Here is a 23,366-nt window from a genome sequence, read left to right as displayed (position 1 = left end):
AAGCCAATTTCCTCCCCCTTGACCGAGTGCTTTGGTCGAATATGTAGTTTTTTTACAGGGAGTGGCCGGTGGTCGCCGCCTTCGACGATCTCGGCGACGAGCACCTCCAAAGTCTGGCACTCTGTGGCTGAATCGCAAAGTGCAAGGAGTGGGTTGTGACGCCATCATCCCCGCAGCAAGAACAGGGCGGCCACGCCGAGGAAGGTCTTTCGGTCAAGTGCCTGGAGACCGTCGCCGAGGTGCCGGCCGAGCACTGGAACGCCCTGGTGGACCCGGACCACCCCTTTGCCCGTCACGAATTTCTCGATGCGCTGGAGGCCACCGGTGCGGTGGGGGAGGGCACCGGTTGGCAGCCTCGACATCTGACGCTGTGGCGAGGGGCGCGACTGGTAGGCCTGCTGCCTTACTACCTCAAGGAGCACTCCTGGGGCGAGTACGTGTTCGACTGGAGCTGGGCGGATGCCTGGGAGCGTGCCGGGGGGCGCTACTACCCCAAGGCGGTGAGCGCGATCCCCTTCACCCCGGCGCCAGGCCCGCGCCTGGCACTGGCAGAAGGTGAAGACGAGCAGACCGTCATGGCCATGCTGGCGAGCCAGTGGCAAGACGACCCCGGGCTATCGGGCTGGCATCTGCTGTTTGCCGAGGACTCGGAGGTGGCCGCCTGGCGACAGGCCTGTCCGGGCCTGATCGCCCGAAGCGGCGTGCAGTTTCAATGGCGAGACGAGGGCTTCGGCGACTTCGAGGGATTCCTGGCGGCGATGACATCGAAACGGCGCAAGGAAGTAAGACGCGAGCGTCGCCGTGTCGCCGACCAGGGCATCGAACTGCGGCGCCTCGAGGGCAGCGAGATCGACGAAGCGGCGATCCGCCACTTCTTTCGCTGCTATCGCATCACCTATCTCGACAGAGGTACGACAGGATATCTAAGCGAGGTATTTTTTCAGCGGCTTCGCCGTCATATGCCGGAAAACCTTGTGCTTGTTCAAGCTTTTGTTGAAGGCCGCCCGGTGGCCGCCGCGCTCTGCCTTCAGGGAACTCGAACCCTCTACGGTCGCTACTGGGGCAGCGAGGTGCTGGCCGACTGTTTGCACTTCGAGGCCTGTTACTACCAGGGTATCGAGCACTGCCTTGCGCGAGGCCTCGACTGCTTTGACCCCGGAACCCAGGGTGAGCACAAGGTCTCCCGGGGCTTCGTCCCCCGCCGGCTGACGTCCTTGCATCATGTCAATGATCCCCGCCTCAACGATGCGGTAGCGCGATTTTGTCAAGAGGAAGCCCGACAGCTCGAACTGTATGTGGCGGCGGCCCACCGTGGACTACCGTTTCGAGGTAGAGCGTAATACGGTGCTATGATTCAACCGATACTCATGTGAGATAACGATTACATTACGCAGGCGCAGATGGATCGAGGGCGGTCGGGTTCGTAGTCGCGCTGGCGCGACAGTCCGATCGTTGCTGGTGTCTGCGGGCGGTTGGGTTCAGGGGACAGGCGATGGACGTCAAGCAACGTTGCAGTTGGTGGATCGGCGACCCCGGTGGTCGTGCCGGCCACCTGCTGGAGGGATTGCAGTCGAGTGGCTGGCAGATGCATCCGCTGGTGTCGCCGCTGTCGGATTGCCGCTTGCAGCCTGATGACCCTTGCCGGGTCGGCATCATGGTACTGGAGGACCTGTCCTGTCAGGACCTGCGCCATCTGGAACCGCTGATCCTGAAAAGCGAAAGGCCCTGGATCGCGGTCGGCACCTCGGATCAGTGTGACGACCCCGAGATGCGTCGCATCATGGCCCACCTGAGCCACTCCCTGGTGTCGCCCCAGGTGGATCTGCTACGCCTGTCGATTCTGATGGAGCACGCTGCGGAACTGTCGATGCTGCAGCAGCGCGACCGTGAAGAACAGCGCATGTCGGCCGCCGCCGAAGACAGCGAGTACGAGTTCGTCGGTACGACGCCGGTGATGTGGAACCTGTTCAAGACCATCCGCAAGGTGGCGGTGGTCGATGCCCCGGTGTTCATCAGCGGTGAGTCCGGTACCGGCAAGGAGCTGACGGCTCAGGCCATCCACGAGCGCTCCACGCGTTCGCGCCAGCCCTTTCACGCCATCAACTGCGGCGCCCTGCCCGAGCATTTGATTCAGTCAGAGCTGTTCGGCCACGAGAAGGGCGCCTTCACCGGTGCCTCGCAACGCAAGATCGGTCGTATCGAGGCGGCCGACGGTGGCACCCTGTTCCTCGACGAGATCGGCGACCTGCCGCTGGAGCTTCAGGTCAACCTGCTGCGCTTTCTGGAAATGCGCTGTATCCAGCGCGTCGGTGGGCTCGAGGATATTCCGGTGGACGTACGTATCGTCGCCGCGACCCACGTCAATCTCGAGCTGGCGGTGAAGGAGGGACGCTTTCGGGAGGATCTCTATCACCGGCTCAATGTGCTCCAGGTGCAGGTACCTGCCTTGCGCGAGCACTCGGAAGATATCGAGATCCTGGCGCGTTTCTTCTTCGAGCGCTTCTCCTGCGAGAAGGCCTCCTGTCTGAAAGGCTTTTCCCGAGAGGCGCTGTCGGTGATGCAGCGCTACCATTGGCCCGGCAACGTCCGCGAGCTGATCAACCGGGTTCGCCGGGCCATGGTGATGTGCGAAAACCGCCTGATCCAGCCCGAGGACCTCGGCATCGAACGGCGTGGCTTGAACCGCCACCAGATAACGCTTGAAGAGGTTCGCGAGGAAGCCGAGCGTGATGCGCTGCTCTCGGCGCTGGGGCGCAACAAGTACCGGGTCAACGCCGCCGCCAAGGAACTTGGCGTCTCCCGGGTGACCATCTATCGGTTGCTCGACAAGCACGGTATTTCACGTACGCCTCCCCAGGAGGCCGCCTTTTCCTGACGGCCTGGTGTCATTGATTCTGTTCGAGCGATAGTGAAGAGGCGTTATCGGCAGGTCTCTCCTCGCAGCGCTCTCTTCTCTCTATATGACATCTCGGCTATATGACCTCTCGGCAAACCACTCTTTAATAGCCCCGCTGCAAGCGGGGCTTTTTGCATCCAGGTTCCAGTGCTCTGCTATCTGGGGGCTTTCTATCGCCCTGGCATCTGGGTCCTTCTATCACCCTTGTATCTGCGCTCTGACATCCGGATCCGATTATCGACGTTGAGAGATCGCGGCAAGATGTCGACGCTATGCGGACGAAGCTGATGCTTCGTACTCCCGAAAAATGGGCCTGGCGCAAAAGTGTTGCTTTGTTGAAACATTGGCCAGAAGGACAGTGTTGAAGTGGTGAATGTCTAAAAAATACCTTTTATATCAGTATATTGCTTGTTGATGGGTCAGTTTTAACTGTGCTCAATCATGCGATTTCTGACATTTCTCCCCCATCCGTACAAGGTGCCGGCTTCCCTCGTAACGCGAATGTCGTCCTTGAACACACCCTGCCACATTTTTTTGCTGTTTCTTCTGAAACCCCCGCCTCGCGGGCCCTTCAGCACGATAGTGCCAGGCTGGCAGCGTCGCTTTGCCTGTTTGTCGCTATCGCTCAGTTCTGTGCTGTACCAGTAACGGTACTTTTTGGAAAACCACCGACAAAACAGATAGTTGACGATGTTTTGTGCTGTTTTTTCTCATCGGCTGAAGGTGCGTTGTTTCATCCGCTTAACACTCTTCATTTCGCACAAAAATAAAAATGCCTATAAATCAACAGGTTATAAGTTGGCACGGCGATTGCTCTGTTCTTTGTGCAGGAGAAACACTGCAACGGGAACAGGACCCGAGGAGACGCCGACATGAACCAGACGATCGCAAACAGCCGGACCCTAGTCCTTGGCGCGTCCATCGCGATCGGTGTGGCGCTGGCCGCCACCGGATCCATGTCGGCCCGATCGGACACCGCGATGCTCGACGAGCAGCAGGTGTTCGGCGCTCCCGGGGAGCAGCACCTCGTCAATGACGGGGCGCTGGACACAATTCGAGGCCGCTTCGTGCCGGAGCAGGGAATCGACGCCGACGGCGTCATCCTCTGGGACGAACGGCCGGGACGAGGTGCCGGAGGCGGGGGCGACGACAGCAGCCATCGCGCAGCCAACGGGCTGAACAACCGTCAGAGCGCCAACGTCACTACGCAACGGGACTGGTGATCACCATGGGACACCTGAAGCACAAAGAAGGGCAAGGGGGAAGCGGGAACGCCGTGACGTGCCAGTGGCGTCTGGCCCTGGCCGCAGCGGTAGTAGCGGTGGGCCTGGTCGGTGTGGGGACCGACCAGAGCCTCGGCGCCGATCTTCGCCCCGGCGTCCAGCCCGGCGAGATCATCATGCTGCGAGAGGTCGAGACTGCGCCATTCGGCTACGTCAATCGCGAAAGCGGGCCGATTCGTGGCCGTGCCGACCTGATGCACAGCAGCAACATGGCGCGCAGCGCCACCGGCAGCGTTCACACCCGCATGGGTGGGGTCTCCGCGATCATGCTCGATGACACCCGGGCGGCCAGTATCTCCGCCGGCGTAGGCCGCGGCATGAGTCAGATGCACCGCGCCCTGGGTACCGGCGCCAATCTCGGCACCGGCCCCCTGGGCAGCAGCAATCGGGTAGCGACCTCGGTCGGTGGCGGATCGGCAGCCGGTGGCAGCGTGATCGGGGCGACCTCGGGTATCGCCAATACCGTGACTGGCGCGCTGGCGCCCCTGACCGCCGGGAGGCGCTGATCATGCGGATCTTCAAGCCTTCATTCGTGCCGGTACGGCTGACTCGCAGCCTGGTGCTTACCGCCGCCTTCGGGCTGGTGATGGTGAGCCCGGACCCGGCCCAGGGCCAGGACCTGAGCGGCCTGCGCAGCAGCAGCGTGATCAGCGGACAGGCGCTCAGCGGTGTCAGTGGTGTCGCGGCGGCCAACCAGGCCGCGGGCAACCAGAATCTGCAGTCCAACAGCGGCGCCCTGGCCATCGGTGATGGCGCCACCATCAACAATCGTCTGGTGCAGCAGGTGCGCATCGACGAACGACTCGCCGGCATGGAGGTGGGCACCGCCATCAGGGAGGGCGCCTTTAGTGGAGCCTCCGGGTGGATGTCCGTCAACCAGGCGGCGGGGATAGGCAACCTTCAGAGCAACAGCTTCGGCATGGCTCTGGGGAGCACGGTCAGCGGCCTGAGCGACGACAGTCTGCAACAGGTGCTGGCACCAAGGCAGGGGCTGAATGGGTCGAGCAGCAATGGCTCCGACAGCGCCATCCGGAATCTCGAGATCGATGAGAGTACCTTCGGGGGCGCCAGAGGAGTGATTCAGGTCAACCAGTCAGCCGGCACGGGGAACGCCACTCGCAACAGCTTCAGCTATCGCTTCAACCAATAGAGCAAGCGTGGAAGACAACGAGTGACGTCAATAAAAGCAGTGAAAAGACAGTACGGTTCATTCAGGAGAACGATCATGAAAACTTTCGAAAAAGCACCGCTCGCTCTGGCCATCTCTGCACTTCTGGTCGCACCGGCGGCACTGGCGGACAACAGCTTTGACACCGATTCCTACATGGATTCCGACGTCAACAACCGCTACGACGTTCATATCAAGAACGATTCCCACACCTACAAGCGGCTGGGTGCGCTCGGTGGAGCCCTGGTTACAGATGACAACTACTCCGGCGCCACCGTGGACAGCAAGCAGTTCAGCGACAACAACTATGCCACGCAAGACCTGACCACCAATGACGCGACCCTGGGCGGCAATGCCCTGCAGGGTGCTGCCGGTAATATCGGTGCCAACGTGGCCGCCGGTGACAACAACCAGCAGGCCAACGACGCCGCGCTGTCATCTTCCGACGCGGCCACCGTGTTCGGCCAGGCGGCCTCCTTCTCCTTCCAGTCCACCTCCAACAACATGACTGGCATCACCGGCAGCCCGAACACTGCCCTGATGGGTGGCAACGCCCTGCGTAACGCCAGCGGCAACATCGGCGTCAACGTCGCGGCCGGTATCGGCAACGCCCAGCACAACAGCCTGGCGGCAGCCGTCAACACCGCCAGCGGCAGCGCCGACGCCACCACCGGCGGCGTCCAGGCCAGCTACAACAACAGCACCACCACCGCAGGACAGGTCGTGACCCTGGAAAGCGGCTCCGAGTTCAGCGCCGGCGTGGTACTGGGCGGTGGCTACATCGGTGGCGGTGTCGGTAGCTACGAGGGCAACTGGGAGCAGACCAACGACGTCTATCCGGAAATCTGGCAGGGCGGCGACAGCCACCCCGGCGGCGAGTCCCTGTGGGGCCATGCTGACTTCGACGACCAGGGCCCGGATGGCAACGACGGTCGTTTCGAGGGTGAAGAAGGCGGTTCTCTCGGCTTCGTCGAGGCTGGTCTGATTGGCCTGGCCGGCACCGCTTCCGGTTCCAGCAGCTCCTTCAATGAAGTGCTGGTCTACCAGGAAAATACTGCCACTCTGAGCGGCAATGCCCTGCGCGGCGCCACCGGCAACATCGGCGTCAACATCGCCTCCGGCACCGGCAACATGCAGCGCAACTCGCTGTCGATTGCTTCCAGCATGGGCGGCGCAGCCACCGGCGGTGGCGCGGGCGAAGCGCAGTAATCCGTTCGATCCAATCGGTACTTCCCCGGCCCATCTGGGTCGGGGATTTTTCCAACAAGACACGACCGCCAAAGCTCACCAAGAAGCTGGCCAATACGACACTCACCATCTGGATACGGGGGACAGGTCATGACACTGCCACGCTGGCCGCTGGCCGCGGCACTGGCCATCGGCCTCGCACTACCACTCGGCAACACCCAGGCTGCCACCATTCGCCTGGGAGGGATCGTGCCGGGGACGGTGATCAACAAGGACGTGCAGTCCATCCGTGAGCGTCGCTACGAGAATCTGGTCGAGCAGCGCACCGACTTTTCCTGTGGTGCCGCTTCGCTGGCCACCCTGCTCAAGTACGCCTACCAACGTCCCGACACCACCGAGCACGACGTGCTGGCGGGGATGCTGGAGGTAGCCGACCTGGAGCTGGTACAGCAGCAGGGCTTCTCCCTGCTGGATCTGAAGAACTATGTCGAGACCCTGGGCCTACGCGGGCGCGGCTATGAAGTCGACGCCGAGACCCTGGATGACGTCTCGATTCCGGTGATCGTCCTACTGGACCTCAACGGCTACAAACACTTCGTGGTCATGAAGAAGGCCAGCGCAGATCGCGTCTATATCGGTGATCCGGCGTTGGGCAACCGGGTGATGTCCCGGGACGAATTCATGGCCGCCTGGAACAATATCATCTTCGCGGTGGTGGGCGACGGCTTCGATCGCTATACCGCCTTGCTCGATCCGCGCCAGCCTTTGACGGCGCATCGAATGAAGGACGTGTTTTCGCCCGTCTCACGCGAGCAGATGATCGACTTCGGTTTCCGTCACGCTGAACTGTTCTGATAACGATAACGCTCTTTCGGCAAGGCTCAGCGGCGAGCAGGAAGGCGCCGTCGATCAGGGGGCAACACCATGATGGGACATGACAGGGGACCAGGGCTGAAATACTGGGCAATGCTGTTGGCATTGTCGTTGGCTCTGGGCGCACCGGCAGCGTTGGCTGCCACCACCGACTTTGACCGCTTCGAGGGTTTCAGCGAGGCGCGTCAGCTATCCGACAGTGAACTGGGACAACAGCGCGGGCGCTTCGCCGATAAGGGGCGCCTGATGTTTTTCGGGGTGCAGATGGTCAGCGAATGGCGCACCGCGGCGGGGGATCATCTATCTGCCGGGGCGCAGATGCTGGGTGATCTGAGTCGAGGCCAACCCACGGTGAGCTTCCAGCCCACCATTACCGTGGTGGAGAGCGCCGCGGGTCTGGCAAGTCTTGGCAACGGTGCAACGATAGTCGATCGGGGCACCGCCAACGCCTCCGGCGTGGTGCAGTCGATCCAGGCGGGGGGGGACTTCAACGTCGCCGCCAATGACCTGGTCATCGATGTCATGGACGCCTCGAGCTTCGGTGGAGTGAGCCCGGACACCAGCGGCAATCTGACCCGCTCCATCGCCGGCAGTACCATCGCGGTATCCGCCGTCGGCAACAACATGAGCGTATCCGTGGACATTCCGGGTATGGGCAGCATCAGTCAGGCCATTGTACCCGGCGGCGGGCTGAATCAGGCGATCCAGCTCTCCAGCAACATGCAGCAGGTGCGCAACCTGACCCGGCTGCAGCTGTATATGGGTAACCAGGCCGGGGTGGGAGACAGGGCGGTACCCGGCATGCTCAGCGGCATCAAGTCCGCGGCGGCACTGCGTTGACAGCTATGAAGGATTTGGCCGTCGTAAACGCACAATTTGACTACACTTTACCAGGAGTGTCGGGGGACCCTGCTGGAAGGGGAGCAGAAGGGCGCAGTAGACGCTCGACAAGAAGTACAAACGATTTCATTCGGGGACAAGGAGATCGACGTGAATATCGTCATCAACAGGACGCTCTGCCCGCCGTTGGCGGGCCTTTTACTGGCCGGTGCTGCGGCGCCTGCTCTTGCACAACAGACCGTCGGAGCCGAACAGCAAGAAGCGCTGGAATCCCAGGAGGCCTCGCGCAGCGTGCAGGATATTTTCCGCGAGGAGCACGCGCTGTTTTCCGATCGCCTGACCATCGAACCCGGGATCACCTACACCTACTCGGATCGGGATAGCCTGGCACTACGCGGCTTTCTGGCACTGGACGCCATCTTTCTCGGCGAGCTGAATCTCGACAATGTCGAGACCCACATTACCACCCTGGATATCAATACCCGTTATGGCCTGACCGATCGGCTGGAAGCCAGCATCAATGTGCCCTTCGTCTATCGCACCACCACCATCCAGTCCATCGGTGGTGAGTTCTCCACAGAACGCAATGTGGAGGATGACGTCGATGAAGCCGGGCTAGGTGATATCTCGGCGAGCCTGTCCTACCGGCTGCTGCCGGAGACCGTGGAGAGGCCCGACGTGGTGGTCAGTCTGGGGGTGCGTGCGCCCACCGGCAAGGACCCCTACGGCATCGAAATCGAGCAATCCGATACCGCCGGTAACCTGTCGGTTCCCAAGGAATTGCCCACCGGCAACGGCGTCTGGGGCGTGACTGCCGGGGTGTCGGTACTCAAGACTCTGGACCCGGCCATCGTCTTCGCCAACCTGGGCTACACCTACAATATCGAGGAAGATTTCGACGATATTTCGGCGGGTGAGGGTGATCAGCGCGCCGATGTGGATCTGGGTGACAGCATCAGCGCAGGCTTCGGTACCGCCTTTGCCTTGAATGAGCGGCTGAGTCTGGCGTTGTCCTACTCCCACGAATATATCCGCAAGACCGAGATTACTCCGGAAGGTGGCAATGAGACCGAGGTTATCGGCAGTGACGCCACTATCGGGGTGTTCAATATCGGTGGCACCTACGCCATGACCGATTCCACCTCGGTGGTCACCAACCTGGGCATCGGCATGACCGATGACGCCTCGGATATCAGCCTGACCTTCCGTATGCCGTTCCAGCTATAGAGCGGTTGGCATTTAACCAGCGCAAGAACGCTCGCCAGTGAGTCGGCCGACCCTCGGGGTCGGCCGATTGCGTTGGTGCCTCTGGTCTTGATGCGCTCTCCTGGCCATCGTGACATGGGCCGACCCGCGACTCGCCCCCGACCGGGCGGCGATGGCATACTAGGCGCCGAATCGAATGTCGACGGTACCTGCATGCTCAAGACCTTGGCGATAGTGCTGCTGGCACTGCTCGCCCTGCTTCAGTATCGACTGTGGCTGGGCCAGGGCGGTGTCATGGAAATGAATGAAGTCAGCGGGCGGGTGGCGGCGCTGGAGGCGGAAAACCAGCCCCTGCGCGATCGCAATGCTCGCCTTAGCGCCGAGGTGGTGGACCTCAAGACCGGTCTCGATGCCATCGAGGAACGCGCTCGCAGCGATGTGGGCATGGTGCGCACCGACGAGCAGTTCTTCTGGGTGCCCGGGGTCGAGACCGACGTCGCCCCGGTGGCCCAACCGACACCGGGATCTGCCCAGGGGGCCAGTGAATGAGCCGACTGTGGCTGATCGTGCCGGCGGCGGGCGTCGGCAAGCGGGTCGGCGGGACCTGCCCCAAGCAGTATCTCGAAGTGGCGGGGCGACCGGTGCTGGCGCATACCCTGGCGCGGCTGCATCAGAGCTTTCCCGAGGCGCGGCTGTGCCTGTGCCTGGCGCCCGATGACGACTGGTTCGACCCGGCGCTGGTCCCCTTTACCGACTGGCAGCGGGTGGCCGGCGGCGCCGAGCGCGTGCACAGCGTGGTCAATGCCCTGGCGGCGGTCGCCGCCCAAGGCGCCCCCGATGACCTGGTGCTGGTGCACGACGTGGCGCGCCCCTGTGTCAGCGCCGATGACCTGTCACGGCTCTACAACGCTGCCCTCGCGAGCCCTGACGGGGCGCTGCTGGCCTCGCCGGTGGCGGATACCATCAAGCGTGACGATGGCCAGGGGGCGGTGGCGAACACCGAGGACCGACGGGGTCTGTGGCAGGCCCAGACGCCCCAGGCATTTCGCTTTGCTCTGCTTCAGGAAGCTCTGGCCCGGGCGCTGGCGCCGGACGGCATCGGTGTCGGCCGGATCACCGACGAGGCGTCGGCGGTGGAGGCCCTGGGCCGCGCGCCCCGACTGGTCGCCGGTCGCCGCGACAATATCAAGATCACCCACCCCGAGGACCTGCGCCTGGCCGAGTTGATCCTGGCCGGCGACGCGGTGCTCCGGGATCTGCACGAGAGTTCATGAACATGCTGCTGCCCCTGCGCATAGGCCACGGCTTCGACGTCCATCGCTTCGGCGAGGGTGACCACCTGATGATCGGGGGCGTGCGACTGCCCTTCGATCGGGGGTTCGTGGCGCACTCCGATGGCGACGTTCTGTTGCATGCCATCAGTGATGCGCTGCTGGGCGCCTGCGCCCTCGGTGATATCGGTCACCTGTTTCCGGATACCGACCCTGAGTGGAAGGGCGCCGACAGTCGCGACCTGCTGCGGCGGGTGGTGGCACGGGTGGCGCAGGCCGGCTACCGGGTGGCCAACCTGGACGCCACCCTGATGGCCCAGGCGCCGAAGATGGCACCGCATCTCGGTGCCATGCGCGACGCCCTGGCCGAGGACCTGGGCATCGACAGGGGCGCCATCAACGTCAAGGCCACCACGACAGAGCGTCTCGGCTTCACCGGGCGTGGCGAGGGCATCGCCGCCGAGGCGGTGGTGCTGATGGCGGCCATTGACAATGATGCCACCAGCGCCGCCGGGGACCCTGGCGCCAGTGTCACGAGGGCCGAATCGACATGAGCGATGCCATCGTCTGGCCCCCGGACTGGCCGCGCTATCTGGACGAGCGTTTCGGCGCCCCGATGGCTGGGCGTTACCGGGAAACCCCCGAGGATTTCCAGGTCGAGGAGGACCTTGGGTTCGCTCCTGAGGGCCAGGGCGAGCACCTGTGGCTGTGGATCGCCAAGCGTGACACCACCACCGCCAGGGTCGCCTCGACCCTGGCCCACCAGTGTCAGGTAAGTCGCCGCGACGTCGGTTATGCCGGCATGAAGGACCGCACGGCGGTAACGCGTCAGTGGTTCTCGGTGCATCTTGCGGGGCGTGAGGCGCCGAAAGATCTCGACGCACGACTGGCGGCGGAGGGCTATGTGGTCGAGGCCGCCAGCCGTCATCCGCGCAAGCTCAAGCGTGGGGTCCATCGCGGCAACCGCTTTCGTCTGAAGCTGACCGGCGAGGTGGCTCGGGACCCTGGGCTCGAACAGCGCTTCGAGGCCTTGGTGAGCGACGGGGTGCCCAACTATTTCGGGCCCCAGCGGTTCGGTCACGAGGGGCGCAACCTGAGCAAGGCCTGTGCGGTGCTCGAGCGCGGCTGGCGCAAGCGTGATGACCGCGAGGGCATGCTGTTGTCCGCCGCTCGCAGCTACCTGTTCAACGCCCAGTTGGCCGAGCGTCTGCGCAGGGGCTGCTGGCGAGAGGTGCTGGCCGGCGATGTGATGATGCTGGAAGGTACCCACAGCCTGTTCGACGTGGAAAGCCCCGATGACGCCTTGAAGGCGCGCCTCGAGCAAGGCGACATCCATCCCGCCGGGGTACTCTGGGGGACCGGTGGCAGTCGCGCCCGGGAGCGAGCCGAGGCGCTGGAGCAAGACGTCCTGGCCGAGGCGCCGGCGCTTTGCGCCGGACTCGAGAAGGCCAGGGTCAAGGCGTCCCGACGGGCGTTGAGAGTCATGCCCACCGAGGCCCGTCTATGGCGTCAGGGCGACGCGGTGTGGCTCGAGTTCCGCTTGCCCGCCGGGGCCTTTGCCACCGCCGTGCTGCGTGAGCTGATGGATCACCCCACCTTGAGCTTTCGCAACGCGCCGTCCGTCGACGAGCCTTTAGTGAAGGAGCCTGTGGCCAGGCAGCCTGGGGAAGAGCTGACCGGGGACGCGCAACCAGTGGCCGAGCAACACCAGGGAGATACACCATGAGGAGACTGCTGCTATCCAACGACGACGGCGTCAACGCGCCTGGCTTGAAGGCCTTGCATGACGCCCTCAGCCCCTATGCCAAGCTCAGGGTGGTCGCCCCCGATCGTGATCGCAGCGGTGCCAGCAACTCCCTTACCCTGTCGCGTCCGCTGTCGCTCAGCCCCATGGACAGCGGCTTCTACAGCGTCGACGGTACCCCCGCCGACTGTGTCTATCTTGGCGTCAACGGCGTCTGGGACGAGACGCCGGATCTGGTGATCTCGGGTATCAACCATGGCGGCAACCTGGGCGACGACGTGCTCTACTCGGGCACCGTGGCGGCGGCCATGGAAGGGCGCAATCTGGGCATGACGGCCATCGCCGTGTCACTAGTCGGGCACCGCTACTTCGAGACCGCTGGCCGGGTGGCGGCGAGCCTGGTAGGGGCACTGGAGCAGCTTTCGCTGCCGCCGCGCAGCCTGCTCAACGTCAATGTGCCGGATGTGCCGTGGGAGGAGCTGCGCGGCTTTCGCGTCACTCGCATGGGCTATCGTGGCCCCGCCGAACGCCCCATCGAGACGCGCGATCCCCGTGGACGGTTGCGCTACTGGATCGCCCCGGTGGGGGAAAATGCCGACGATGCGCCGGACACGGACTTCGCCGCGGTGGCGGAGGGTTACGTCTCCATCACCCCGCTGCAGACCGATCTGACCCGACACGCCGCACGCGATGATGTGCAGGACTGGCTTGATGCGCTCACCTGATCTCAGAGGCGTCGGCATGACGTCCCAGCGAACCCGGGACCGCATGGTCAGCCGCATGCGCGAGCAGGGCATTCGCTCGTCTCGCGTGCTCGAGGTGATGGCGCGGGAACCTCGCCATCTGTTCCTTGACGAGGCCCTGGCGCATCGTGCCTACGAAGATACCGCGCTGCCGATCGGCCATGGCCAGACCCTGTCGCAGCCCTGGATCGTCGGACGCATGAGCGAGCTGATCCTCGAGCAGGCGCCCGAGCGAGTGCTGGAGGTGGGCACCGGGTCAGGCTACCAGACGCTGATCCTGGCACGTCTGGTGACGGAACTCTGGTCGGTGGAGAGGATTAATGCTCTGCATCGTATCGCCGCCTCACGCCTGCGCCTGTTGAAGACCTACAACGCGCGCTTGAGGCTGGCCGACGGCGGGCACGGGTGGCCCGAGGCCGCCCCCTTCGACGCCATCCTGCTGACCGCCTGTGCCAGCGAACTGCCCGAACCTCTGCTGTCCCAGCTGGTGGACGGCGGCGTGCTGATCGCGCCGCTGGAAGGCCACGATGGACGCCAGTGGCTGACCCGTGTACGGCGCGAGGGAGAGCGCTTTGAATTCGAACGGCTGGAGCCGGTACGCTTCGTGCCGTTACTTGAAGGAGTAATTCGTTGAAACATTCGCTAGGCCTCTACCTCCGGGGTGCGGGCATGGGGGCGGCGGATGCCGTCCCGGGAGTCTCCGGGGGCACCATTGCCTTCGTCACCGGCATCTACGAGGAGCTGATCCACACCATCAAGCGCTTCGGTCCCAGTGCCTTCGGGGCGCTGAAACAGGGCGGCGTCAGGGGGCTCGTCGCTCACCTGAACCTGCGCTTCCTGCTTCCGCTGATGGCCGGCATCCTGACCAGCCTTATCACCGTGGCTCACCTGGTGGTGTGGCTGCTGGATAGCCATCCGCTGCTGCTCAACGGCTTCTTCTTTGGCCTGGTGGCGGCGTCGGCGCTGGTGGTCGGCAAGCACCCGGCCGACTGGCGCTGGTGGCACATGCTGCCGCTGGCGCTGGGACTGGTGCTGGCCCAGGCGCTGCCGTCGCTGATGCCGCTGGTCAACGCCCTCGGCAGCCCCTCGCTGGTACTGGTCGTCGGTGGCGCCATCGCCATCAGCGCGATGCTGTTGCCCGGCGTCTCGGGCAGCTTTCTTTTGTTGAGCATGGGCCTCTACGACGTGGTAATGCAGGGGATCCGCGGTTTTGATGTACCGCTGCTGGGGCTGTTTGCCCTGGGGTGCCTGGTTGGCCTTTTCACCTTTTCGCGTCTGCTGTCGTGGCTGCTGCGGCGGCATCACACCGCCACCCTGCAGCTGCTGGTCGGCTTCATCGTGGGCTCGCTGCCGATCCTCTGGCCCTGGCGGGAGCTGACGCGCTATCAGCTAGGCAGTGACAATCAAGTCATCCCGCTGGACTATCGTTATCTGGCCCCCTGGGATTATTCTGCGGTGACCGGAGAGGCCGCGCAGCTGGTGGGGGTGACGCTGCTCGCCATCCTCGGCATGCTGGTGGTCCTCATCGTTGCCAGGGTTGGCGCTTCGTCCGCCGCCCGCGAAGACGCCAACGCTAGCCGCTCGACGCGGTCAGCCGACAAGGAGACACCACACGATGCATAAGACTCTCGTCATCTCCAGCCTGGCGCTGGTCCTGGCCGGCTGTGTCAATCAGCAGGGCCCGAGCCAGCCGGTCCAGGTTCAGGACCTGTCGTCGGCCCGTGCCGCACAGGTGCCTGCGCAGTACACAGTCGAGTCCGGCGATACGCTGTACGGCATCGCCTGGCGCCACGATATGGACTTTCGCGAACTGGCCCGGATCAACAATATCCAGCCTCCCTACCGCATCGACGTCGGCCAGACGCTGAGCCTGTCGGCCAACGGTCAAGCCCCGTCGTCGGGCGCCGGCGGCCAGCAGGTAGCGGGCGCGCAGGCAGGCCAGGGCGGGGCGGTGGCAACGCCCCTCGGCCAGGAAAGTCAGAACGCTCAGCCCTCCTCCGAGGATCTCGAGTGGCTGTTGCCGGACGGTAGCACCGAGACCGTGAGCGCGAGTACCGAGCAGATCAGCGGTACCGCGGCCCAGGGCGCGGCCGCCGTGGCCGGTGTCAGCGCGACCGCTCCGGGACCGGTGTACGACTACGACACCCCCGGCGCCGATGGCAGCCTGAGCAGTCAGGATGAGGCCGAACGCGCCCAGCGCGAAGCCGAGGAATCGGTGGTGGCGGCCGCCGAGGAAGAGGCCAGGGCACAGCAACAGCAGCAGGCCGAGGCTAGCGATTCTGCACAGTCAGAAACCGTGGCCGCCAACGCTTCGCAGGACAGCGGCAGCAGCAGCCAGGCGACGTCTTCCAGTGGCGGCGAAAGCGCTTCAAGCGGCGGGTCCCGGACCTATACGCCGGTCGATGAGGTCCCCTGGCAGTGGCCGGCCGACGGCCAGATTGTCAGCCAGTTCGGCGAGAGTTCGAGCATCACCGCCGGCATTGATATCGGCGGTCAAAAGGGGCAACCTGTCAGAGCGGCGGGGCCGGGCAAGGTGGTCTACGCGGGCAGCGGTGTGAGGGGCTACGGCAAGCTCATCCTGCTCAAGCATAACGATGAATACCTGAGTGCCTACGCCCATAACGACAGTCTCAAGGTCAGCGAGAACGATGTCGTCGAGGCAGGCCAGGTCATCGCCACCATGGGCGATTCCGACGCCGAGGACGTTCGCCTGCATTTCGAGGTGCGCAAGGACGGTCAGCCGCAGGATCCGACGAAATATCTTCCTTCCCGTTGAGAAACGGCAGTTTCTCCAGGATGAGCGTCACACAATAATAATCTTTGGCGTTGATCGTAGTGGGTGACGACAACGCCGGGTCGCAACCACGGGGTAGCTATACGATGAGCATGCTTGAACGGGATCTTCAGGATGTGAATCTCGAAACGGTAGACGAGGCTGACGAGGACGCCGTCGAGGACGTGACGGACGAGGTCGAAGAGGTCGAGGAAGCCGAGGACGAGACTCAGGCGTTCGAGAAGGCGCTGGGTCGCGAGGATCGCTATGCGCGCCAGAGCCTCGACGCCACCCAGATCTACTTGAACGAGATCGGCTTCTCGCCATTGCTGACGCCGGAGGAAGAGGTCTATTTCGGCCGTCTGGCGCGCAAGGGCGACCCCCAGGGGCGGGCTCGGATGATCGAGTCCAACCTGCGCCTGGTGGTGAAGATCGCGCGCCGCTACCTCAATCGTGGCCTGACCCTGCTGGACCTGATCGAAGAGGGCAACCTCGGCCTGATTCGTGCGGTGGAGAAGTTCGATCCGGAGCGCGGCTTTCGCTTCTCGACCTACGCCACCTGGTGGATTCGCCAGACCATCGAACGGGCGCTGATGAATCAGACCCGCACGATTCGCCTGCCGATCCACGTGGTCAAGGAACTCAACATCTACCTGCGCGCCGCCCGTGAGCTGACCCAGAAGCTCGATCACGAGGCCACCGCCGAAGAGATCGCCGAACATCTGGACAAGCCCGTCGAGACCGTCAAGAAGATGATGGGGCTCAACGAGCGGGTGTCTTCGGTCGACTACCCCATGGGCGGCGAGAGCGACAAGCCGTTGATCGAGACCCTCACCGACGACAACGAGCAGGGGCCCGAGTCGACGCTGGTCGATGGTGACGTCAAGGCCCACGTCAATCACTGGCTGGCCGAGCTTACCGAGAAACAGTGCGAGGTGGTGGTGCGACGCTTTGGCCTTCGTGGCCACGAGGCCGCCACCCTGGAGCAGGTCGGCGAGGAGATCGGCCTGACCCGCGAGCGGGTGCGCCAGATCCAGGTCGAGGCGCTCAAGAAGCTGCGCCGGATGCTCGACAAGCAGGGCCTGTCGCTGGACGCGATCTTCGAGTAGCCCCGTCAGCCTGGCGTGACCAGAGTGCTGTCGGTGGCGGTGCCCGCAAGTAGATGATATCAGCGCATGCTGGGGCGCTTGGACAGAGGCATGTGCCCGGCCTTCAAGACTGACCCCGTGAGACGTATCCCTAAGCGCCAGGCCAAGCCTGGCGCTTTTTTAGTGGTTATGTCTGTGGGTCATCATGGTTATGGGGTAACCGACTATGTTGCAAGGAATTTATGGTTCTATATGCCATGAAATGACCATTTCTATCGAGCATAATATTGCGATATCGCTAGCCCGTTACCCCTGACCTCGGAGTCCCCATGTCTCGCCCCCTGATCGCCGATATCGACCTGGATGCCCTGCGCCACAACTACCGGCTTGCCGCGGGCCTGGCCCCTGGCAGCCTCAGCGTCGCGGTGCTCAAGGCGGACGCCTACGGCCATGGCGCCGTCGCCTGCGCCAGGGCCTTGTCCGGCGAGGCGCCGATGTTTGCGGTGGCAGCGATCGAGGAGGCGGTCGCCCTGCGCGAGGCCGGCATCGAGGAGCCCATCGTGCTGCTCGAGGGGATCTTCAGCGCCGATGAGCTGGCCCAGGTGGAGGCGCTTGGCCTGGGCATGGCGATTCACAGCGAATGGCAGCTCGAGGCCGCCCTGGCACGGTGTCCGGCCCGGCCCATCCCGGTGTGGCTGAAGGTGGACTCCGGCATGCATCGGCTGGGATTCCCGCCCGAGCGGGCCGAAGCGGCCTGGCGGGCACTCGAGGCGGCCCCCGAGTGTGTCTGTGATCTTCACCTGATGAGCCACTTCGCCACCGCCGACAGTACCGATGCTGGCTACTTTCAACGTCAGCGCGAGTGCATTGTGGCGCTGGCCGAGCGCCTCGACGCGCCCACCTGCCTGGCCAACTCGCCAAGCATTCTTGCCCAGCCCTCGGCCCACGGTGCCATCAACCGCCCAGGAGTGATGCTCTACGGGTCCGACCCTCTGGAGGTCGCCAACAGCGCAAGCCAAGAGCTTGCACCGGTGATGAGCCTGCGCAGCGAGATCATCGCCGTGCGCGAGCTTCCCGCGGGGGAGCCGGTGGGCTACGGGGGGCGCTTCGTCACCTCTCGGCCCTCGCGTATCGGGGTGGTGGCCTGTGGCTACGGCGACGGCTATGACCGCCACGCCGTGGACGGCACCCCGGTGCTGGTCGATGGCAAGCGCACCCATGTGGCCGGCAAGGTGTCGATGGACATGATGACGGTGGACCTGAGCGAACTGCCCGAGGCAGGCATCGGCAGCGAGGTGGTGCTGTGGGGCCGCAGCCGTCACGGTGGCGTACTGTCGGTGGATGAAGTGGCCCGATTCTGCGACACCATCAGCTATACCCTGTTGACCGGGGTGCTGCCACGGGTGCCCAGGCGGTACAATGGCGCCGTTAGCGACTGACGGCCTGGCTCGTCGGTCGTCCTGATCGACCGACGAGGGATCGCATGTCCAAGGACACAACGACCGCGCCACGTTACTGGACCCAGCCACGCTACTGGCCGACCTACCTTGCCATCACCGCCATGCGCGCCAGCGCCTGGTTGCCTTGGCGCTGCAAGCTGGCGCTGGGCCGATTGATCGGACTGGCCGCCTGGCGTTTCGCCGGGCGTCGCCGTCATATCACCGAGACCAATATTCGCCTTTGCTTTCCCGAACTTGACCCGGCGGCCCAGGCCCGCCTGGTCAAGCAGAGCTTTCTGGCCAACGGCATCGGCATCTTCGAGACCGCCACCGGCTGGTGCCGGGATCCCGAACATCTGCGCCACCGGGTCACCTTCAAGGGCCAGGAGCATATGGCGAGGGTCCAGGCCGAAGGCAAGGGCGCGCTGATCATCGGCATCCACTTCTCCACCCTGGATCTCGGCGGCGCCCTGCACTCGCTGTTCTTTCCCGCCGACGTGGTCTATCGCCCCCACGACAATCCGGTGTTCGAGCGTTTCATGACCTGTGCCCGCAACGGCATCTTCGGTACCGCCATCGATCGTCATGACCTGCGTGGCGTGGTGCGACGGATCAAGGCCGGTCACCACGTCTGGTACAGTCCGGACCAGGACTTCGGCCGTGACGCCAGCGTGTTTGCGCCCTTCTTCGGAGTCGAGGCGGCGTCGATCAAGCTGACGGCCAAGATCGCCAAGATGACCGGCGCGCCGGTGATGCCGCTGATCTTTCATCGCAATCCCGACAATCGCACCTACAGCCTCGAATACCTGCCCGCCCTGGACAACTTCCCCAGCGGTGACGAGGTCGCCGACGCTGCCCGTATCAACGCGGTGATCGAGGCCGCGATTCGCCGCCATCCCGAGCAGTATCTGTGGATGCACCGGCGCTTCAAGACCCGCCCCAGGGGCGAGGCCAAGATCTACTGATGGACTGGCCTGGCGGGGCTTGCCGGCTTGGCCGTGGGCGCCTCGTCGGTCCAGGCGTCAACCGATCTGCTCGAGGCGCGCCGCCAGGCGTTCTCGCATGGGGGTCAGGTCGAGGCGGTGCGCGCCTCTTTCCAGTCGTTCCACGATAAAGGCCTGATCCATCGGGTCGCTGGCGCCGTCCGCCAGCGCCTGGCCGACCCGCTGAGCCATCCGCTGAATGCTGGGGAGCTGGTGTTCCCCGGCGAACAGTGACTGGGTCTTGAGCGACTTGAGCAAACCCAGCAGGGTGCTCTGGTCCTCGGCGCCGTAGGACAGGATCGGCACGAACAGGCGGTGCAGCAGGCTGTCGTAGCGTTCCACCGGCCAGGTCACACGGCGCTTGCCGTCACCGTCGACCATGGTGTTGGCCGGCTGCCACTTGAGGTAGCGGCACAGCAGATCGGTCATCCGGTGCAGGCACAGCCTGGCGGTGCCGGGGTCGTTGATCCCCGGCGACAGCGCCTTGATCGCCACTTCCATCATCTGGGTCAGTCCGTGGACGAAGTGCTCGTCGATGGATTCACCGTCGAGATAGGTGAGGGTGGAGAGCACCTCGTCGCACCACTCCTCGTTGGGCGTGTCCTCGCATTCCAGGATAGCGATGGGCAGCCCCTCCACCACGTAGTCGCCGAAGCGAAACTGCAGATGCAGCACGCCACCGATGCGCTCGGCAAGCTCCGCCAGTCGCTCGAGGTTGGCGTTCTGCACATAGCCCGCCATGCGCGCATGGATCTCGTGACACTGGGCGCTCGGCGGTGCAGCCGAGGGCAGGTAGCGCCAATGGTCATCGGTTTCCTTGTCGTGCAGACGCTGCATGCTGGCCAGGGTGGTGTCATGGAGCCCGGAGATCACGGCGTCGATCTGGATCGACTGGGAGGCGTTGTGGATGAAATAGACGAACAGCGCCAGGCAGTGCAGCACCATGGCACAGGCCAGATAGATGGCGAGCGAACGCCAGGCGGCTTCGCCGTCGTCGACCTCCGGCACGATCAATAGAATCAGGATGAACAGGATGGTGCCCAGGTAGTGGCCGAGCACCCACTGATTGGCGCGCTCCGATACCAGCCCGAATACCAGCTTGTGGGAAAAGTTGCCGCCGGCCTGGGACAGCACCGACATCACCATGGAAAAGCTGAACACCATCAGCGAGATCATGCCGCCGAGCATCGCCGCCAGCAGTGACTGGGCGCTGCCCGGGGCGGTGAGACTGAGCTTCTGGATCACCTCCGGCAGCGAGGTGTCGCTGATCGGTGGGGCCAGCGCCAGCAGGCCGAGCAGACCGTAGACCAGGGCTGCCAGGGTCGGCAGGTAGGCGATGCTGGTATAAAAGGCGCGAATCAACCGCACCGGATGGAAGGTCAGCGATGACATGGCAGGGACCCTGACAGGTAGCGGTGGATGGGATAGGTCGATGTCGACGACAAGATGCGTCGCATGTGGCTCTTATCGCTTCAAGCGTGCTGTCATGCAAGTACGCCGGTAAACGCTGGCGGCAGCGGAAAGACTGGAACTGCACAAACGACGACGCCACCGGCGTGGGCCGGTGGCGTCGTTGCAGTGCGCAGTGCTTGTCGTATCAGGCGTCGATACGCTTGTACTTCATCCGATGCGGCGTGTCGTCACCGACGCGCTTCTTGTGGTCGGCTTCGTACTCGGTGTAGTTGCCGGCGAAGAACTCGACGTGGGACTCGCCCTCGAAGGCCAGGATATGGGTCGCGATGCGGTCCAGGAACCAGCGATCGTGGGAGATCACCATGGCGCAGCCGGGGAAGGCCAGCAGAGCCTCTTCCAGCGCACGCAGGGTCTCGATATCCAGGTCGTTGGACGGTTCGTCGAGCAGCAGCACGTTGGCGCCCTGCTTCAGGGTCTGGGCCAGCTGCAGGCGGCCGCGCTCACCACCGGAGAGGTCCCTGAGGAACTTCTGCTGGTCATTGCCCTTGAAGTTGAAACGCCCGACGTAGGCTCGTGAGGAGACCTCGTAGCCGTTGATGTTGAGGATATCCTGTCCATCGGACACCGCTTCCCACACCGTCTGCTTGTCGTCGAGGGCGTCGCGCATCTGCTCGACGTAGGCGATGTCCACCGTCTCGCCGAGCACCACTTCGCCGGCGTCCGGCTTCTCGCTGCCCTGGATCAGCTTGAACAGGGTGGACTTGCCGGCACCGTTGCCGCCGACGATACCGACGATGGCACCCTGGGGGATGGTGAAGCTCAGGTCCTCGTAGAGCAGCTTGTCGTCGAAGCGCTTGGACACCCCGTGGAATTCGATGACCTTGTCGCCCAGACGCGGACCCGGCGGAATGTAGATCTCGTTGGTCTCGTTGCGCTTCTGGAAGTCGCCGGACTGCATCTCCTCGAAGCGGTTGAGGCGTGCCTTGCTCTTGGCCTGACGGCCCTTGGCGTTGGAGCGAACCCACTCGAGCTCGTGCTTGATCGCCTTCTGACGCGAGGCCTCGGCCTTGGCTTCCTGCTCCAGGCGCTTCTCCTTGGCTTCCAGCCACTGGGAGTAGTTGCCTTCGAAGGGGATGCCCTGGCCGCGGTCGAGCTCGAGGATCCAGCCGGCCACGTTGTCGAGGAAGTAGCGGTCGTGGGTGATGGCCACCACGGTACCGGAATAGTCGTGGAGGAAGCGCTCGAGCCAGGCCACGGACTCGGCGTCCAGGTGGTTGGTCGGCTCGTCCAGCAGCAGCATGTCCGGGTTGGACAGCAGCAGGCGGCACAGCGCCACGCGGCGACGTTCGCCACCGGACAGGTGGCCGACATTGGCCTCCCAGGGCGGCAGCCGCAGTGCCTCGGCGGCGACTTCCAGCTTGCGCTCCAGGTTGTGGGCGTCGGCGGCCTCGATCAGGTTCTCGAGCTTGGCCTGTTCGGCGGCCAGCGCGTCGAAGTCGGCGTCCGGTTCGGCGTAGGCCGCATAGACGGCGTCCAGCTTGGCCTGGGCTTCCTTGATCTCGCCCAGTGCCTCCTCGACGGTCTCGCGCACGTTCTTGGTGTCGTCGAGCTCGGGCTCCTGGGGCAGGTAGCCCACGTTGAGGCCCGGCATCGGCCGTGCCTCGCCTTCGATCTCGGTGTCCACGCCGGCCATGATCCGCAGAAGGGTGGACTTGCCGGCGCCGTTGAGACCGAGCACGCCGATCTTGGCCCCGGGGAAGAAGGACAGGGAGATGTCCTTGAGGATCTGCTTCTTGGGGGGCACGACCTTGCCCACCCGGTTCATGGTGTAGACGTATTGCGCCATGGGAACTCGCTAGTGTTGGGGAAACGATCACCACCGGCGCTGACGGACGCCCTGGGCGTCGACAGCATAGCCAGACGTGGACGATGCCGCGTTTCCACTGGGGTTCGCGGAAAAAAAGCTGGTCACAGATGATAGAGCCGGAGGCGCGCAAACGCCAGCCGTGTGGCGAGATCGAGGGTCGCCTCACACAAGGTGAGGGGATTCGCCAGGCGAGAGCGAAGGGCGGGGGCGATGCACCGACCGCCCCGGGAAAGACAGGTGGCGCTGGGTGCTATTCCTCTTCTTCTTCCTCTTCCTCGTCATAGCCCCAGTCGTCATCGATGGCCTGGCGCAGGCGACGTTCCTCGAGCAGGGCTTCCACTCGTCGGCGGGCGCGCAGGGTGTCAGCACGGTTGGAAGGACGACTGCGGGAATAGTCCTCGTCGTTGACCGCCTCCTGATCAGAGAGGTCGAGGTAGGCATCATCGAGAAGGGAATCACGGCTCATGTGAAATCTCCCATGGCCAGAGCGCCGAAGCGCGTCTTGTCACACCATGCTTCCGACGGCGGGAAGCGCCAACAGAATCCGAGGACTCTGTTGGCTATATAAGCGGGAATCGAGAAAAGTGCAAG

Annotated in this window: 23 protein-coding genes; 20 read left to right on the top strand and 3 right to left on the bottom strand. The window is 64.0% G+C overall.

Annotated features, from left to right (window positions below):
- Positions 1 to 155: 155 nt before the first annotated feature.
- The 20 genes from EBB56_RS02810 to lpxL all read left to right on the top strand — a co-directional run bounded on the left by EBB56_RS02810 (position 156) and on the right by lpxL (position 19,477).
- Positions 156 to 1,340 carry a GNAT family N-acetyltransferase gene (locus EBB56_RS02810; protein ID WP_124802690.1) on the top strand — a complete coding sequence of 395 codons (1,185 nt, stop codon included), beginning with the start codon at positions 156 to 158 and terminating at the stop codon, positions 1,338 to 1,340.
- Positions 1,341 to 1,492: 152 nt separating this feature from the next.
- Positions 1,493 to 2,875 carry a sigma-54-dependent Fis family transcriptional regulator gene (locus EBB56_RS02805; protein WP_231498460.1) on the top strand — a complete coding sequence of 461 codons (1,383 nt, stop codon included), beginning with the start codon at positions 1,493 to 1,495 and terminating at the stop codon, positions 2,873 to 2,875.
- An 893-nt stretch (positions 2,876 to 3,768) separates the two neighbouring features.
- Positions 3,769 to 4,119 (top strand): hypothetical protein, encoded by a 351-nt coding sequence (locus tag EBB56_RS02800; RefSeq protein ID WP_045991026.1) that lies wholly within the window; start codon positions 3,769 to 3,771, stop codon positions 4,117 to 4,119.
- A gap of 53 nt (positions 4,120 to 4,172) precedes the next feature.
- Entirely contained in the window at positions 4,173 to 4,685 is a 513-nt protein-coding gene (locus EBB56_RS02795; RefSeq protein WP_124802688.1) for a hypothetical protein, read from the top strand.
- A 2-nt stretch (positions 4,686 to 4,687) separates the two neighbouring features.
- Positions 4,688 to 5,329 carry a hypothetical protein gene (locus tag EBB56_RS02790; protein ID WP_045991028.1) on the top strand — a complete coding sequence of 214 codons (642 nt, stop codon included), beginning with the start codon at positions 4,688 to 4,690 and terminating at the stop codon, positions 5,327 to 5,329.
- A gap of 75 nt (positions 5,330 to 5,404) precedes the next feature.
- Positions 5,405 to 6,556 carry a hypothetical protein gene (locus tag EBB56_RS02785; protein ID WP_124802686.1) on the top strand — a complete coding sequence of 384 codons (1,152 nt, stop codon included), beginning with the start codon at positions 5,405 to 5,407 and terminating at the stop codon, positions 6,554 to 6,556.
- A gap of 129 nt (positions 6,557 to 6,685) precedes the next feature.
- Positions 6,686 to 7,390 carry a C39 family peptidase gene (locus EBB56_RS02780; protein WP_108131380.1) on the top strand — a complete coding sequence of 235 codons (705 nt, stop codon included), beginning with the start codon at positions 6,686 to 6,688 and terminating at the stop codon, positions 7,388 to 7,390.
- A 69-nt stretch (positions 7,391 to 7,459) separates the two neighbouring features.
- Positions 7,460 to 8,248 (top strand): hypothetical protein, encoded by a 789-nt coding sequence (locus EBB56_RS02775; RefSeq protein WP_124802684.1) that lies wholly within the window; start codon positions 7,460 to 7,462, stop codon positions 8,246 to 8,248.
- 150 nt (positions 8,249 to 8,398) lie between these two features.
- Positions 8,399 to 9,475: a transporter gene (locus EBB56_RS02770; RefSeq protein ID WP_231498461.1), complete on the top strand. Its 1,077-nt coding sequence runs from the start codon at positions 8,399 to 8,401 to the stop codon at positions 9,473 to 9,475.
- Between the two features lie 192 nt (positions 9,476 to 9,667).
- Positions 9,668 to 10,003: a cell division protein FtsB gene (ftsB, locus tag EBB56_RS02765; protein WP_045991030.1), complete on the top strand. Its 336-nt coding sequence runs from the start codon at positions 9,668 to 9,670 to the stop codon at positions 10,001 to 10,003.
- On the top strand, positions 10,000 to 10,728 hold the full coding sequence (gene ispD / locus EBB56_RS02760) for a 2-C-methyl-D-erythritol 4-phosphate cytidylyltransferase (protein ID WP_045991031.1): 729 nt from the start codon (positions 10,000 to 10,002) through the stop codon (positions 10,726 to 10,728). The genes ftsB and ispD overlap by 4 nt, the downstream gene beginning before the upstream one ends.
- A 14-nt stretch (positions 10,729 to 10,742) precedes the next feature.
- Complete coding sequence (ispF, locus tag EBB56_RS02755) at positions 10,743 to 11,279, top strand: 2-C-methyl-D-erythritol 2,4-cyclodiphosphate synthase (protein ID WP_045991067.1); 537 nt, start codon at positions 10,743 to 10,745, stop codon at positions 11,277 to 11,279.
- Positions 11,276 to 12,451, top strand: coding sequence for a tRNA pseudouridine(13) synthase TruD (gene truD, locus EBB56_RS02750; protein WP_071211075.1), 1,176 nt, complete (start codon positions 11,276 to 11,278; stop codon positions 12,449 to 12,451). The genes ispF and truD overlap by 4 nt, the downstream gene beginning before the upstream one ends.
- Entirely contained in the window at positions 12,448 to 13,194 is a 747-nt protein-coding gene (gene surE / locus EBB56_RS02745; RefSeq protein ID WP_045991032.1) for a 5'/3'-nucleotidase SurE, read from the top strand. Before truD ends, surE begins: the two co-directional genes overlap by 4 nt.
- Positions 13,181 to 13,846 carry a protein-L-isoaspartate(D-aspartate) O-methyltransferase gene (locus tag EBB56_RS02740; protein WP_045991033.1) on the top strand — a complete coding sequence of 222 codons (666 nt, stop codon included), beginning with the start codon at positions 13,181 to 13,183 and terminating at the stop codon, positions 13,844 to 13,846. Before surE ends, EBB56_RS02740 begins: the two co-directional genes overlap by 14 nt.
- A 35-nt stretch (positions 13,847 to 13,881) precedes the next feature.
- Positions 13,882 to 14,835 carry a DUF368 domain-containing protein gene (locus EBB56_RS02735; protein WP_108131381.1) on the top strand — a complete coding sequence of 318 codons (954 nt, stop codon included), beginning with the start codon at positions 13,882 to 13,884 and terminating at the stop codon, positions 14,833 to 14,835.
- Positions 14,828 to 15,988, top strand: coding sequence for a peptidoglycan DD-metalloendopeptidase family protein (locus EBB56_RS02730; RefSeq protein ID WP_124802682.1), 1,161 nt, complete (start codon positions 14,828 to 14,830; stop codon positions 15,986 to 15,988). The genes EBB56_RS02735 and EBB56_RS02730 overlap by 8 nt, the downstream gene beginning before the upstream one ends.
- A 110-nt stretch (positions 15,989 to 16,098) precedes the next feature.
- Complete coding sequence (rpoS, locus tag EBB56_RS02725) at positions 16,099 to 17,094, top strand: RNA polymerase sigma factor RpoS (RefSeq protein WP_045991069.1); 996 nt, start codon at positions 16,099 to 16,101, stop codon at positions 17,092 to 17,094.
- Between the two features lie 308 nt (positions 17,095 to 17,402).
- On the top strand, positions 17,403 to 18,512 hold the full coding sequence (alr, locus tag EBB56_RS02720) for an alanine racemase (RefSeq protein ID WP_045991036.1): 1,110 nt from the start codon (positions 17,403 to 17,405) through the stop codon (positions 18,510 to 18,512).
- Between the two features lie 44 nt (positions 18,513 to 18,556).
- The gene (lpxL, locus tag EBB56_RS02715; RefSeq protein ID WP_124802680.1) at positions 18,557 to 19,477 is read left to right on the top strand and encodes an LpxL/LpxP family Kdo(2)-lipid IV(A) lauroyl/palmitoleoyl acyltransferase; all 921 of its coding nucleotides are present in this window, start codon (positions 18,557 to 18,559) and stop codon (positions 19,475 to 19,477) included.
- A gap of 57 nt (positions 19,478 to 19,534) precedes the next feature.
- Here lpxL and EBB56_RS02710 read toward each other — a convergent pair whose 3' ends face one another.
- The 3 genes from EBB56_RS02710 to EBB56_RS02700 all read right to left on the bottom strand — a co-directional run bounded on the left by EBB56_RS02710 (position 19,535) and on the right by EBB56_RS02700 (position 23,241).
- The gene (locus EBB56_RS02710; protein ID WP_045991038.1) at positions 19,535 to 20,887 is read right to left on the bottom strand and encodes a DUF2254 domain-containing protein; all 1,353 of its coding nucleotides are present in this window, start codon (positions 20,885 to 20,887) and stop codon (positions 19,535 to 19,537) included.
- A gap of 205 nt (positions 20,888 to 21,092) precedes the next feature.
- Entirely contained in the window at positions 21,093 to 22,754 is a 1,662-nt protein-coding gene (gene ettA / locus EBB56_RS02705; protein ID WP_045991039.1) for an energy-dependent translational throttle protein EttA, read from the bottom strand.
- A 271-nt stretch (positions 22,755 to 23,025) separates the two neighbouring features.
- The gene (locus EBB56_RS02700; protein ID WP_108131385.1) at positions 23,026 to 23,241 is read right to left on the bottom strand and encodes a PA3496 family putative envelope integrity protein; all 216 of its coding nucleotides are present in this window, start codon (positions 23,239 to 23,241) and stop codon (positions 23,026 to 23,028) included.
- Between the last annotated feature and the right edge of the window lie 125 nt (positions 23,242 to 23,366).

This window comes from Halomonas sp. YLB-10, from assembly GCF_003856855.1.
Classification (GTDB): domain Bacteria; phylum Pseudomonadota; class Gammaproteobacteria; order Pseudomonadales; family Halomonadaceae; genus Halomonas; species Halomonas litopenaei.
The sequence above is the reverse complement of the archived record's forward strand: the minus strand, read 5'-3'. Positions and strand labels throughout refer to the sequence as shown.